Genomic DNA, 12437 nt, shown 5'->3' with positions numbered 1-12437 from the left:
CGCGCCTTTCGGAACACCGCCATGAAACTCGTCATTGGAGACAAGAATTACTCGTCGTGGTCGATGCGGCCGTGGCTGCTGCTCGCGCATTTCGGGATCCCGTTCGATGAGATCGCGATCGAGCTGCGCCGCGACGACACGGTCGCGCGCATCCGCGAGTATTCGCCGACCGGCAAGGTGCCGTGCCTGATCGACGATCACGGCACGGCGATCTGGGATTCGCTCGCGATCGCCGAGACGCTCGCCGAGCGCTATCCGCAGTTCCCGATGTGGCCGGCCGATCCGCTGGAGCGCGTCCACGCGCGCTGCATCTCGGCCGAGATGCACTCGGGCTTCGCCGCGCTGCGCACGCAGATGGGGATGAACGTGCGCGCGTCGATGCCGGGACGCGGCACGACGCCCGATGCGCTGGCCGACGTCGCGCGCATCGACGCGCTCTGGAGCGCGTGCATCGAGGCATCGGGCGGGCCGTTCCTGTTCGGTGAATTCGGGATCGCCGATGCGATGTATGCGCCGGTCGTGATGCGCTTCAATACGTATGCGCCGGCGCTGTCGCCGGAGGCAGCCGGCTACGCGGCACGCGTGACCGCGCTGCCGGCCGTGCAGCGCTGGATCGATGCCGCGCGCCGCGAAACCAACGTGATTGCCGAATACGAACCGACCCCATGAACATCTACGCAGTAGGCGGAGCGATCCGCGACGAATTGCTCGGCGTGCCGGTGCAGGATCGCGACTACGTGGTGGTGGGCGCGACGCCCGAGCAGATGGTCGCCCAGGGCTTCCGGCCGGTCGGGAAGGATTTCCCGGTGTTCCTGCATCCGGACACGCAGGAGGAATACGCGCTCGCGCGCACCGAGCGCAAGACGGCGGCCGGCTATCACGGCTTCCAGTTCTACTTCGCGCCGGACGTGACGCTCGACGAGGATCTCGCGCGGCGCGACCTGACGATCAACGCGATGGCGCGCGAAGTGAGCCCGGAGGGCGCGCTGGTCGGGCCGGTGATCGATCCGTTCGACGGACAGGCCGACCTGCGTGCACGCGTGTTCCGGCACGTGGGCGACGCGTTCGTCGAGGATCCGGTGCGGATCCTGCGGATCGCGCGTTTTGCCGCGCGCTTCGCGGATTTCACGGTCGCGGACGACACGCTCGCGCTGATGCGGCGCATGGTCGACGCGGGCGAAGCGGACGCGCTGGTGCCCGAGCGCGTGTGGCAGGAAATCGCGCGCGGGCTGATGGAGGCGAAGCCGTCGCGGATGTTCGCGGTGCTGCGCGAGTGCGGCGCGCTCGCGCGCATCCTGCCCGAGGTCGACGCGCTGTGGGGCGTGCCGCAGCGCGCCGACTACCACCCGGAAGTCGACACGGGCGTGCACGTGATGATGGTCGTCGACTACGCGGCGAGGCAGGGCTACTCGCTGCCGGTGCGCTTCGCGGCGCTCACGCACGATCTCGGCAAGGCGACGACGCCCGCCGACGTGCTGCCGCGCCACGTCGGCCACGAAGGCCGCGGCGTCGACCTCATCAAGCCGTTGTGCGAGCGGCTGCGCGTGCCGAACGAATGCCGTGATCTGGCGCTGGTGGTCGCGCGCGAGCACGGCAACCTGCATCGCGTGATGGACATGGGCGCGGCGGCGCTGGTGCGGTTCTTCGAGCGCAGCGATGCGCTGCGCAAGCCGGCGCGCTTCGCGGAGATGCTGCAGGCGTGCGAAGCGGATGCCCGCGGCCGGCTCGGGCTCGACACGCAGCCGTATCCGCAGGCCGAGCGGCTGCGCGTGGCGCTGGTGGCGGCGCGCAGCGTCGACGCGGGCGCGATCGCGCGCGGTGTCGGCGACGATACGATGCAGATCAAGGACGCCGTGCATCGCGCACGGGTCGAGGCCGTCAAGCAGGCGCTGGCGATCGGCGAATAGCGCGGGAGAACCGGGCGGCGCGGTGCGGCGCCCGGCCGCCAGCCGTCATTGCTTCGTGCGGGCGGTGGCGCGGCGGGCCGGGGTGGCGGCGGCCGGACGTTTGCCCGCGGCCGCGCGCGGCTTGCCGGCAGTGGGCTTGGCAGCTGGCTTGGCCGCCACGCGGGCCGGCAGCTCGGCGGCAGGTGCAGCCGCGTTCGCGGCGTGCTCGTGCTCACGTTTCTGCGCCGGTTCGCGGCGGCTCACGCGCGGCTCGCCCGGCGTCGGGCCGGCATCGCGCGCGTGCGGCTTAATTTCCATCGCCACTGACCCGAATTCGGCGCAACTGTCGTCGAAGAGCGGTAGCGTGCCGACCGCGATCAGTTCGGCCGGCCCGTCCCCGACATTCGCGACGCGATGGCGCTTGCGCGCGTCGAAGTGCAGCGAGTCGCCGGGCGACAGCGGGTAATCCTTCTTGCCGATCGTGTAGCAGACGCGGCCGGTCAGCACGTACACGAACTCGTCGCCGCCGTGCGCGACCCATTCCGAACGGTAGCCCTCCATCATCCGGACCTTGAGCGCGTGGATCTGGCTACCGTCGAAGGTGGTGGACAGCCGCTCGTACCATTGCGACGTGGCGTCGACTGCGTACGGTTCGCGGCGGCCCGCGCGTGAGTCGGGCTGCGCCTGGCGCGGCTGCTCGATCAACGTGCCGAGCGGCACGTTCAGCGCCTTCGCGACGTTGACGAGCGACGACAGCGAGATACCGGTGAGATGACGCTCGACCTGCGACAGGAAGCCGATCGACAGGTTCGCCTCGGTCGCGACTTCCAGCAGCGTCTTCTTCGCTTCCCGGCGCAGGCGCCGAATGCGCTGGCCGATACGCATGAGGTCTGAATCCATGAATCTCTTTCGTGACAACGAGTCGGGAGGCGAGCGGACGGGTGGTGCAGTCGCCGGGACGTTGCGTTCCGCGAAGCGCACGAAGCACGGCCGTCGGGACGGCAATGCCGGCGCATTGTACCGCGCGGTGGCGCCCGCACGACGCCACGCTGCGCATGGCCGGGCCGCCTTCGCGCGCCGTGCCGGTAATTTTAGCCCTACGAAAATTTTGGCTTGACCTCAATTTCAGCGTGCTCTAGATTCTGTCGACGCATCAAACAAAGTTAAGTGAGACAAAAATTTTTCCCGAGACCGGCCGCCGGAACGGCGCCGCGGCCCGGCTGCCCGCGGGGCCTTGCGCCGTCCGCGCCCGGGCGGCGCGCCGCGTCACGCGTGCGCGATGCCGCGTGACACCGCCGGCTGCCGACAACAATCATTAGCGGGTATCCGATGATCGATCGACTGAAATACAACTTCTCCGACCTTCCCTCGTATGACGCGTGCGTCGCCGACACGCAGCGCAGCCTGTCGCGCGTGCTCGACGCGCTGCGGCTCGACGCCGTGGTCGTCACGTCGCAGGACGAATACATCACCGAATACCTGCCGCGCAGCAACAACCCGCGCTACGCGCTGTCGGGCTTCGACGGCTCGGCCGGCTGCGGGATCTTCCTGAGCGCGGCGACCGCGCAGGCGCTCGGCGTGCCGCCGTTCGTGCTGTTCGTCGACGGCCGCTATCACCTGCAGGCCGAACAGCAGTGCGACCCGGCGCAGGTGCGGATCGAGAAGCTCGGGATGAACGTGACGATCTGGCAGGCGCTGGGCGACTGGCTCATCGCGCACGCGAGCCGGCTCGCACGGGTCGGCTACGACGCGCTGCGGATCAGCGTCGCGCAGCGCGACCGGCTGGTCGAGCAGACGCAGCCCGCGTCGCTCGACTGGACGAGTCTCGGCGAGCGCGAGATCGACCGCGCGATCGCGCTGCCGGGCTGGGTGGTCGAGCGGCCGATCTTCGAGCTGCCGGACACGGTGACCGGCGCGAGCGTCGCGCAGAACCTCGACGCGCTGAACCGCCGGCTCGCCGCGCACACCGGCGCGGCGCCCGGCAAGACGGCGTTCTTCACGTGTGCGTCGGACGATCTCGCGTACCTGCTGAACAGCCGCGGCTATCACATCCCGAATGTGTCGTCGCACCTGGGTTTCCTGTTCGCGGTCGGCGCGCAGGTCGCGCTGTTCCTGCCGGAAGGCTGCGACCGGTGCCCGGTCGAGCTGGCGTCGTATCCGGCGCTGCACGTGATCCGGCGCGACTTCGCCGAACTCGAGCGCTTCCTCGCGGCATGCGCGGTCGACCACGTGTGCTACGGCTTCGAATCGGTCAACTGCGCGCTCGTCGAATCGGTGCGCCGCGTGTGGCCGCATGCGCGCCACGCCGATTTCAACCCGGTCGAGGCGATGCGGGCGGGCAAGACGCAGGCGGTGCTCGATCGGTTCCGCGACGCGTTCGCGCGCAGTTCGGCGGCGATCGCCGAAACGATGCGCTGGGCGAAGGCCGGCGAGCCAGGGCGGCGCCATACGGAATACGATCTGGCCCGCACGATCAACGACGCGTACGGTGCCCGCTCGGCGGTCGCGCTGACGTTCCCGTCGATCGCGGCGAACGGCGCGAACAGCGCGTTCGCGCACTACACGACGGCGAGCGCGGAGGTCGAGCTGACGGAGGGCGAACTCGTGCTGCTCGACAGCGGCGCGTATTACGACGCCGGTTTCGCGACGGACTGCACGCGCGTCGTGCTGCGCCGCACGCGGCCGGAAACGGTCGCGCAGCCGTGGCAGCGCGAGATCTATACGGTCGCGCTGAAGGCCTGCATCAAGGGGCTCGTCACGCGCTTTCCGAAGACGGCGACGGGCGGCGACGTCGATGCGACGGTACGGCAGGTGTGCCGCGACCACGGCTACGATTTCGGCCACGGCACCGGGCATGGCGTCGGGATCCACGTCCACGAGGGCGGCGTGCGGTTCGCGCCGGGCGCGAAGTACGGGCTGGTGCCGAATGCGGTGATTTCGGTCGAGCCGGGCATCTACGTGCCGGGCAAGGGCGGCGTGCGGATCGAGAACATCGTGATCGTGCGCGCGGACGACGACGCATCGGACACTGTCGCGTTCGAGAACATCGTCACCGTCGGCTACGACTGGGACCTGATCGACGTCGAACTGCTGGACGACGACGAGCGTGCGTACCTGCGCGACTACGAACGGCTTTGCGTGGAACGCGGCACGCAGGTCACCGCGTGTCCGCTGCTGTAAGGCGGGAAAGGCGCTCGCGGCCGCAGCCGGGCCGCGCGTTGCGCGGCCGGCGCGTCGGAGCGCCGGCATGATCGGTACGTCGGAGCGTTGGCGTGATCGGTACGTCGGAGCGCCGGCATGATCGGTACGTCGGAGCGCCGGCATGATCGGTACGTCGGAGCGCCGGCGTGATCGGTACGTCGGAGCGTTGGCGTGATCGGTACGTCGGAGCGTCGGCGTGATCGGTACGTCGGAGCGTCGGCGTGATCGGTACGTCTATGCGTCGGCGTGCTCGATACGTCGATGCTTCAGCGCATCAGCGCCGACACGCGCCCGTCGGGCCCGTAGACGCCGGCCGGCGCGGGGGCCGAGCGCAGCACCGCGAGCGCGCGCTCGTTGTAGTCCATCCGGATCCGGATCAGCATCCCGTTGGTCGCATTGGCCTGGCGCGCGCGTTCGGCGGCCTGTAGCAGCAGCTGCCAGCGGCCCGCGAGGCGTGCATCGCGCTCGGCGGCCTGGTCCATGCCTTTCTTGCCGGCCGGAAAGCCGAGCGCGGACAGCTGCGTGTCGCGCGTGCGCTCGAGCTGCGCGAGCCGGTCGATCAGCACGCTCTTCTTCTCGACGATGCCGGGCAGCATGTCGAGCGGCTCCGGTGTCGTGAGCGCTTTTTCCTCGTAGGCGAGCAGGGACGCGAACGCTTCGACCGTCGCGTGTTCGTCGTTGACCGTGGCCAGCAGCTCTTCTCTCATCGCGTCATGCTCGTCGCGCCGGCACGCGGTGGCGCATGCCGGCAAACCAGGGGACCGGTCAGGGCGTGACGGGCCCCTGGCCGGCTCAGTTGCCCTGCGAGCGCTGCTGTTGCAGCAGGTCGCGGGCGGTATTCAATACGCCGTCGGCGATCTTGTTCACGTCGATCGTCAGCGTGCCGTCGTTCAGCGCGTCCCTGATCGACTGGACGAGGGCCGTGTCGATGTCGGCGCTGCCCGAGGCCGACTGCGAACGCAGCTGGCCCGACAGACCCGACAGGTTCACGGTCGTGTCGCCGCCGGTCGATCCTGCGTCGGCCGCCTGCGCGGACGACGACGAAGCCGCGCCGGATTGCGCGCGGGTCGCGCCGTTGCCGGTCGACGCGAGGGGGCTCGGTTTCGGAGTGGAATCGATCTTCACGATGGGTTTCCTGTACGGTATGACCCAGATAACGGCCGGGTCGGCCCGAACTTTAGCATCGTGAACCCGAAATTCTCCGAATAAACAATTCTTTGCAATCTTGCGGCGGGATCCGCCCCTACAGCGGAATTTCCACGGTGCCGGCGTCCTTGACGATCGCCGTAACGATCTGCCCCGCGGCCATCCTCACCCGCACCGACTGGCCCGGCGCCGCATTCGCGAGTGCGTTGCCCTCGGCCGAGATCGTGAAGCCGGGCCCGGCCGCGACGACCCGCACCGTCTGGCCGGCCGACACCGACGCGGCGCTCTTCAGCATGTCCTGGCGCAGCGGCAGCCCGGCCGAGATCCGGGCCAGCGCGGTCGCGCCGACCGCCTGCGCGGGATCGGTGATCACCGCGAGCGGCAGCACCGTCAGGTCGCCGTCGCGCGCGACGAGGTCGGCCACGGTGAGCGGCTCGCCGGGCGCGATCTGCCGCGCGGCGACGTAATAGGTGGCCTGCACGGCAACCTTCGCCTGCAGGTAGACGGTCCACGGCCGTTCGCCCGCGCAGCGCACGCCGACCGTCGTGCGGCCCCACAGGCGCGCACCGGTCGGCAGGAACGGCTCGAGCGTCGTGCACGCGGCGAGCCCGCGCGGAAACGCGGTCGCGACGGTGGCGGTGGTCTTGCCCGGCAGGCCGGCGATCTGCTGCTGCAGGAACGCGAGGGCGGTGCGCCGGATCGCGTCGGGGTCCTGCTGGCCGGGCGGCGTCGCCGGCTGGGACGCGGCGGCTGCCTGGGCCGCGGTGGCGGACGCCATCGGCGCGCGCGGGGCCGGCGCGGCCGCGAGGGGGCGGCCTGCCGCGGCGCGCGGGGCGATCGCCGCTCGCGCAGGATTCGACGCAGGGTCGGCCGTACCGGCGACGACAGTCGCGACGGCGACGGCGCCCGGATCGGCCGCGCGCGGCGCGCCGTAACCGGTGTTCATGCGTGCGGCCGCGTAGACGGGGCGCGGTGCGGGCGCCGGCACGGCGGCCGGCGGCGGGACGTTCGTCACGACCATCGAGCTGGCCGGCTGCGCCGCGTAGCCAGCCGCGGCAGTGCCAGGCGCACCGCCCGCCATCGCCATGCCCGCGCCCGCCGCCGTTCCCGCGCCCGACGCCGCACCCGACGCCGTTCCCGCATTCCCGCCGAACTGCCCACCGCTTGCCGCATTCGCATGCGCGAGCGCCGTCTCGGCCGTCTCGCCGCGTCCGGGGATCACGATCATCCCGTCGTCCGCGTGCGCAACCGGCACCGCGAGCCACAGCGCCGCGGCGAGCGCGAACGCACGCGGCACGCGCGTCCGGCGTCCGTCGTTTCCGCGAAGTGCGCTGCCTGTCATCGCCGTGTCCTCGAAACCGTTGATCCGATTCGCATTCTAGGGAGCGGGGCCGTCGCGCAAACGATGAATAGAGGGGGCCTTTGCCGCGTTATTCGCCCGATTGCCGGTTGCGCGCGACGCCTACCATCGCTGTCATGGAAAAAAGCCCCTTGGGTCGCCATCCGGCGCAACGGGCGTGCAGCGCTTCATACGGAGAGACGCACACATGCTGGACAAACTCGATGCCGAATTCGCGTTCGGCCGACAGGCGCTCGACGTGCGCGCCTATCGGCAGGAACTGCTGTCGTCGAACATCGCGAACGCCGACACGCCGGGCTACCAGGCCCGCGACGTCGATTTCGCGTCGACCCTCGCGCGCTCGCTGAAGCAGACCCACGGCGGTCTCGCGCCGAGCAACGCCGCGCAGCTGCCGATGGCGCAGCCGGCCGGCGTGGCGAGCGGGATGACGATGGTGTCGACGGCGCCGGGCCACATGGCCGGCGCCGCGAAGCTGATTCCCACCGGCGGCCCGGCCGACGACTACGGTCGTTCGCAGTACCGGATGCCGCTGCAGCCGTCGCTCGACGGCAACACGGTCGATCTCGACGTCGAGCGCGTGCAGTTCGCGAACAACGCGCTGCACTACGAAACCGGGATGACCGTGATGACCCAGCAGATCAAGGCGATGATCGCCGCGATCTCGACGAACTCGTAAGCGCGCGCCGCTTTCGTACCCGAACAAGGAGCCTCCATGCCCTCGTTGATGAACATCTTCGGCGTCGCCGGTTCGGCGCTGTCCGCGCAATCGCAGCGCCTGAACGTCACCGCGTCGAACCTCGCGAACGCCGACAGCGCGACCGGCCCCGACGGCAAGCCGTACAAGGCCAAGCAGGTCGTGTTCGCGACCGACCCGATGGGCGGCGCGCGCACCGCGTCCGGCCAGGGCGTGGGCGGCGTGCGCGTGACGAAGGTGATGGACGATCCGTCGCCGATGAAGTCGACCTACGACCCGGCGAACCCGTCCGCCGACGCGAACGGCTACGTGCAGATGCCGAACGTCGATCCGGTGCAGGAGATGGTGAACATGATCTCGGCGTCGCGCTCGTACCAGGCCAACGTCGAGACGCTGAACACCGCGAAGACGCTGATGCTCAAGACGCTGACGATCGGCTCGTAAGCCGCGCCGGGCGAGCTTCGACATCGAGGCACCGAGACATCGAGACCCCAGACCCGACAGTTCCGACACAAGGCCATTCAGGATGACATCCACCAGCACGACGATCGGCAGCAACGGCACCAACGTGTCGACCCTGCCGACCGACACGATGAACACCAGCAACGTGTCGACGACCGGCACGTCGGCGAGCGACCTGCAGGCGACGTTCCTGAAGCTGCTCGTCACGCAGCTGCAGAACCAGGATCCGACGAGCCCCGTCGACAGTTCGCAGATGACGTCGCAGCTCGCGCAGATCAACACGGTGAGCGGCATCGCGCAGCTGAACACGTCGCTCACGTCGCTGTCGAGCCAGCTCGCGGCGGGCCAGCAGACGCAGGCCGCGCTCCTGATCGGCACGAACGTGCTCGCGCCGGGCAACGGCGTCGCGGTGAAGAGCGGCGCGGCGTCGCCGTTCGGCGTGTCGCTCGCGAACGACGTGTCGAACCTGACGATCACCGTGAAGAACAGCTCGGGCGCCGTCGTCAACACGATCAACGCGGGCAAGCAGTCGGCCGGCACGGTGCCGTTCAACTGGACGCCGACCGACGCGGGCGGCAACGCGCTGCCGGACGGCAAGTACACCGTGAGCGCGCAGTACACGGGCAGCGACGGCAAGACGTATGCGCCGACCGTGCTCGCGGCCGCGCAGGTACAGAGCGTGATCAAGCAGGCGGACGGCACGGCGGGGCTCGTGCTGTCGAACGGCACGACCGTGGGGCTCACCCAGGTCGCGTCGATTTTCCCGAACACCGCATCGTCGTCGTCCTCCGACGCCACCACCACCAACTGATCCAGCTTTCTCGAAAACGGAGACCGAAATGGGTTATCAACAGGGTCTGAGCGGCCTCGCCGGCGCATCGAACGCGCTCGACGTGATCGGCAACAACATCGCGAACGCGAACACGGTCGGCTTCAAGTCGAGCACCGCGCAGTTCTCCGACATGTACGCGAACTCGATCGCGACGTCGGTCAACACGCAGATCGGGATCGGGACGGCGCTCGCGTCGGTACAGCAGCAGTTCGGCCAGGGCACGATCAACACGACGAACTCGTCGCTCGACGTCGCGATCAACGGCAACGGCTTCTTCCAGATGTCGAACAACGGCGTGACGACGTACTCGCGCGACGGCACGTTCCAGCGCGACAAGAACGGCTACATCGTCAACGCGCAGGGCCTGAACCTGATGGGCTACCTGGCCGACAAGAACGGCGTGGTGAACACCGCGCAGACCGTGCCGCTGCAGGCGCCGACGACCAACATCTCGCCGACCGCCACGACCAAGATCACCGGCCAGTTCAACCTGAACTCGCAGGACAAGGTGCCGACCAAGACGCCGTTCGACGCGACCGACACCTCGACGTACAACTATTCGACGTCGGTGCAGGTGTACGACTCGCTCGGCGGCTCGCAGGCGGTCAACATGTACTTCGTGAAATCGGCGGCGGGCACGTGGGAAGCGTACGCGGGCGTGCAGGGCGGCGCCACGACCGACCTCGGCACGGTCACGTTCGATTCGTCGGGCGCGATCAAGAGCACGACGACGGGCACGCCGGCCGCGCCGACCACGTCGGTCGGCCAGTTCCAGTTCACCGTGCCGACCACCGACGGCTCGACGACGCCGCAGCCGCTCACGCTCGACCTGACCGGCACCACGCAATTCGGCGGCAAGGACGGCGTGAACAACCTCGCACAGGACGGCTACGCGAGCGGCACGCTGACGACCTTCTCGATCGGCTCGGACGGCAAGCTGACCGGCAACTACTCGAACGGCCAGACGGCGGTGCTCGGCCAGATCGCCATCGCGAACTTCAACAACCCGAACGGACTCGTCAACCTCGGCGGCAACCAGTACGCGGAAACGGCGGCGTCGGGCGTGCCGCAGATCTCGGCGCCGGGCAGCACCAACCACGGCACGCTGCAGGGCAGCGCGCTCGAGAACTCGAACGTCGACCTGACGTCGCAGCTCGTCAACCTGATCACCGCGCAGCGCAACTACCAGGCGAACGCGCAGACGATCAAGACGCAGCAGACCGTCGACCAGACGCTCATCAACCTGTAACGCGCGGATAACCGGCAGCCATGGACCGACTGATCTACACGGCGATGACGGGCGCGTCGCAGTCGCTCGACCAGCAGGCGATCGTCGCGAACAACCTCGCGAACGCGTCGACGACGGGTTTTCGCGCGCAGCTCGCGACCTACCGCGCGGTGCCGATGAATTTCGGCGACGGCAGCACGAGCGACCCGACGACGACGCGCACCTACGTGCTCGCGTCGACGCCCGGCGCGGACTACGCGCCGGGTCCGATCACGCGCACCGGCAACCCGCTCGACGTCGCCGTGCAGGGCGCGGGCTGGCTGTCGGTGCAAACGGCCGACGGCAGCGAGGCGTACACGCGCGCCGGCAACCTGCACGTCGATGAAAACGGCCAGCTCGTCAACGCGAGCAACCTGCCGGTGATCGGCAACGGCGGCCCGATCTCGGTGCCGCCGAACGCGGAAGTGACGATCGGCAAGGACGGCACGGTGTCCGCGCTGATGCCGGGCGACCCGCCGACGGCGGTCGCGATCGTCGACCAGATGAAGCTCGTGAACCCCGATCCGGCCACGCTCGCGCGCGGCAACGACGGGCTGTTCCGCACCGCCGACGGCAATCCGGCCGACAGCGACCCGAGCGTGGTCGTCACGCCGAATTCGCTCGAAGGCAGCAACGTGAATCCGGTGACCGCGATGGTCGCGATGATCGACAACGCACGGGCGTTCCAGCTGCAGTCGAAGCTGATCCAGACGGCCGACCAGAACGAGCAGTCGGCGAACCAGCTGCTCAACTTCAGCTGAGCGGCACGGCCCTCGCTACCAGGAGAAGATTCAACATGAACCGTTCGCTCTACATTGCCGCCACCGGCATGAATGCGCAGCAGGCGCAGATGGACGTGATCTCGAACAACCTCGCGAACACCAGCACGAACGGTTTCAAGGCGTCGCGCGCGGTGTTCGAGGATCTGCTGTACCAGACCATCCGCCAGCCGGGCGCGAACTCGACGCAGCAGACCGAACTGCCGTCGGGCCTGCAGCTCGGCACCGGTGTGCAGCAGGTCGCGACCGAGCGCCTGTACACGCAGGGCGGCCTCACGCAGACCGGCAACTCGAAGGACGTCGCGATCAACGGCGCGGGCTTCTTCCAGGTGCTGATGCCGGACGGCACGAATGCCTACACGCGCGACGGCTCGTTCCAGACCAACGCGCAGGGCCAGCTCGTCACGTCGAGCGGCTACCAGATCCTGCCGGCGATCACCGTGCCGCAGAACGCGCAGTCGCTGACGATCGGCAAGGACGGCGTCGTGTCGGTCACGCAGCCGGGCTCGAGCAACGCGGTGCAGATCGGCTCGCTGCAGATCGCCACCTTCATCAACCCGGCAGGCCTCGAGGCGAAGGGCGAGAACCTGTTCGCTGAAACCACCTCGTCGGGCGCGCCGAACGTGGCACAACCGGGCCTGAACGGCGCGGGCGTGCTCAATCAGGGCTACGTCGAGGCATCGAACGTGAACGTCGTGCAGGAGCTCGTCAACATGATTCAGACGCAGCGTGCGTACGAGATCAACAGCAAGGCCGTGACGACGTCCGACCAGATGCTGCAGACCGTCACGCAGATGAAGAGCTAACCGG

The 12437-nt window shown here is 69.0% G+C and carries 13 protein-coding genes; 9 read left to right on the top strand and 4 right to left on the bottom strand.

The genetic code is table 11. The features are described 5' to 3' along the window. The first annotated feature begins 21 nt into the window (after positions 1–21). Entirely contained in the window at positions 22–669 is a 648-nt protein-coding gene (locus tag ACVK00_RS13540) for a glutathione S-transferase family protein (protein WP_284893008.1), read from the top strand. After that, positions 666–1907 carry a multifunctional CCA addition/repair protein gene (locus tag ACVK00_RS13535; protein WP_354122880.1) on the top strand — a complete coding sequence of 414 codons (1242 nt, stop codon included), beginning with the start codon at positions 666–668 and terminating at the stop codon, positions 1905–1907. The genes ACVK00_RS13540 and ACVK00_RS13535 overlap by 4 nt, the downstream gene beginning before the upstream one ends. A gap of 45 nt (positions 1908–1952) precedes the next feature. On the opposite strand, the gene ACVK00_RS13530 is transcribed toward ACVK00_RS13535, so the two are convergent. Beyond that, on the bottom strand, positions 1953–2786 hold the full coding sequence (locus tag ACVK00_RS13530) for a helix-turn-helix domain-containing protein (RefSeq protein WP_284893012.1): 834 nt from the start codon (positions 2784–2786) through the stop codon (positions 1953–1955). 429 nt (positions 2787–3215) lie between these two features. Between ACVK00_RS13530 and ACVK00_RS13525 the strand changes: the two genes are divergently transcribed. Further along, complete coding sequence (locus ACVK00_RS13525; RefSeq protein WP_284893014.1) at positions 3216–5066, top strand: M24 family metallopeptidase; 1851 nt, start codon at positions 3216–3218, stop codon at positions 5064–5066. Between the two features lie 287 nt (positions 5067–5353). Here ACVK00_RS13525 and ACVK00_RS13520 read toward each other — a convergent pair whose 3' ends face one another. The 3 genes from ACVK00_RS13520 to flgA form a co-directional block, all read right to left on the bottom strand. Beyond that, complete coding sequence (locus ACVK00_RS13520) at positions 5354–5794, bottom strand: flagella synthesis protein FlgN (protein WP_006755733.1); 441 nt, start codon at positions 5792–5794, stop codon at positions 5354–5356. A gap of 85 nt (positions 5795–5879) precedes the next feature. Continuing rightward, entirely contained in the window at positions 5880–6212 is a 333-nt protein-coding gene (gene flgM / locus ACVK00_RS13515) for a flagellar biosynthesis anti-sigma factor FlgM (RefSeq protein WP_284893017.1), read from the bottom strand. A 118-nt stretch (positions 6213–6330) separates the two neighbouring features. Further along, the gene (gene flgA, locus ACVK00_RS13510) at positions 6331–7575 is read right to left on the bottom strand and encodes a flagellar basal body P-ring formation chaperone FlgA (protein ID WP_284893019.1); all 1245 of its coding nucleotides are present in this window, start codon (positions 7573–7575) and stop codon (positions 6331–6333) included. A 205-nt stretch (positions 7576–7780) separates the two neighbouring features. On the opposite strand from flgA, the gene flgB reads away from it, so the two are divergent. The 6 genes from flgB to flgG all read left to right on the top strand — a co-directional run bounded on the left by flgB (position 7781) and on the right by flgG (position 12433). After that, positions 7781–8269: a flagellar basal body rod protein FlgB gene (gene flgB, locus ACVK00_RS13505; protein WP_006755136.1), complete on the top strand. Its 489-nt coding sequence runs from the start codon at positions 7781–7783 to the stop codon at positions 8267–8269. A 36-nt stretch (positions 8270–8305) separates the two neighbouring features. Further along, positions 8306–8731, top strand: a complete 426-nt coding sequence (gene flgC, locus ACVK00_RS13500) for a flagellar basal body rod protein FlgC (protein ID WP_006755137.1) — start codon at positions 8306–8308, stop codon at positions 8729–8731. An 82-nt stretch (positions 8732–8813) separates the two neighbouring features. After that, positions 8814–9560 (top strand): flagellar hook assembly protein FlgD, encoded by a 747-nt coding sequence (locus tag ACVK00_RS13495; RefSeq protein ID WP_284893024.1) that lies wholly within the window; start codon positions 8814–8816, stop codon positions 9558–9560. Between the two features lie 28 nt (positions 9561–9588). Next, a complete protein-coding gene (flgE, locus tag ACVK00_RS13490; RefSeq protein WP_284893025.1) occupies positions 9589–10830 on the top strand; it encodes a flagellar hook protein FlgE in 1242 nt (413 codons plus the stop codon). Between the two features lie 20 nt (positions 10831–10850). Next, positions 10851–11609 (top strand): flagellar basal-body rod protein FlgF, encoded by a 759-nt coding sequence (gene flgF, locus ACVK00_RS13485; protein WP_166726379.1) that lies wholly within the window; start codon positions 10851–10853, stop codon positions 11607–11609. A gap of 35 nt (positions 11610–11644) precedes the next feature. Beyond that, positions 11645–12433 carry a flagellar basal-body rod protein FlgG gene (gene flgG, locus ACVK00_RS13480; protein ID WP_006755141.1) on the top strand — a complete coding sequence of 263 codons (789 nt, stop codon included), beginning with the start codon at positions 11645–11647 and terminating at the stop codon, positions 12431–12433. Positions 12434–12437 lie beyond the last annotated feature (4 nt).

It is taken from the genome of Burkholderia sp. PvR073, from assembly GCF_054055695.1.
Note: the sequence above shows the minus strand (reverse complement) of the source record. Positions and strands in the feature narration are given on the sequence as shown.

What these genes read in the sequence shown, in the direction of transcription:
- ACVK00_RS13540 (WP_284893008.1), top strand. Translation starts at nt 22, where the DNA reads ATGAAACTCGTCATTGGAGACAAGAATTACTCGTCGTGGTCGATGCGG.
- ACVK00_RS13535 (WP_354122880.1), top strand. Translation starts at nt 666, where the DNA reads ATGAACATCTACGCAGTAGGCGGAGCGATCCGCGACGAATTGCTCGGC.
- ACVK00_RS13530 (WP_284893012.1), bottom strand. Translation starts at nt 2,786, where the DNA reads ATGGATTCAGACCTCATGCGTATCGGCCAGCGCATTCGGCGCCTGCGC.
- ACVK00_RS13525 (WP_284893014.1), top strand. Translation starts at nt 3,216, where the DNA reads ATGATCGATCGACTGAAATACAACTTCTCCGACCTTCCCTCGTATGAC.
- ACVK00_RS13520 (WP_006755733.1), bottom strand. Translation starts at nt 5,794, where the DNA reads ATGAGAGAAGAGCTGCTGGCCACGGTCAACGACGAACACGCGACGGTC.
- flgA (WP_284893019.1), bottom strand. Translation starts at nt 7,575, where the DNA reads ATGACAGGCAGCGCACTTCGCGGAAACGACGGACGCCGGACGCGCGTG.
- flgB (WP_006755136.1), top strand. Translation starts at nt 7,781, where the DNA reads ATGCTGGACAAACTCGATGCCGAATTCGCGTTCGGCCGACAGGCGCTC.
- flgC (WP_006755137.1), top strand. Translation starts at nt 8,306, where the DNA reads ATGCCCTCGTTGATGAACATCTTCGGCGTCGCCGGTTCGGCGCTGTCC.
- ACVK00_RS13495 (WP_284893024.1), top strand. Translation starts at nt 8,814, where the DNA reads ATGACATCCACCAGCACGACGATCGGCAGCAACGGCACCAACGTGTCG.
- flgE (WP_284893025.1), top strand. Translation starts at nt 9,589, where the DNA reads ATGGGTTATCAACAGGGTCTGAGCGGCCTCGCCGGCGCATCGAACGCG.
- flgF (WP_166726379.1), top strand. Translation starts at nt 10,851, where the DNA reads ATGGACCGACTGATCTACACGGCGATGACGGGCGCGTCGCAGTCGCTC.
- flgG (WP_006755141.1), top strand. Translation starts at nt 11,645, where the DNA reads ATGAACCGTTCGCTCTACATTGCCGCCACCGGCATGAATGCGCAGCAG.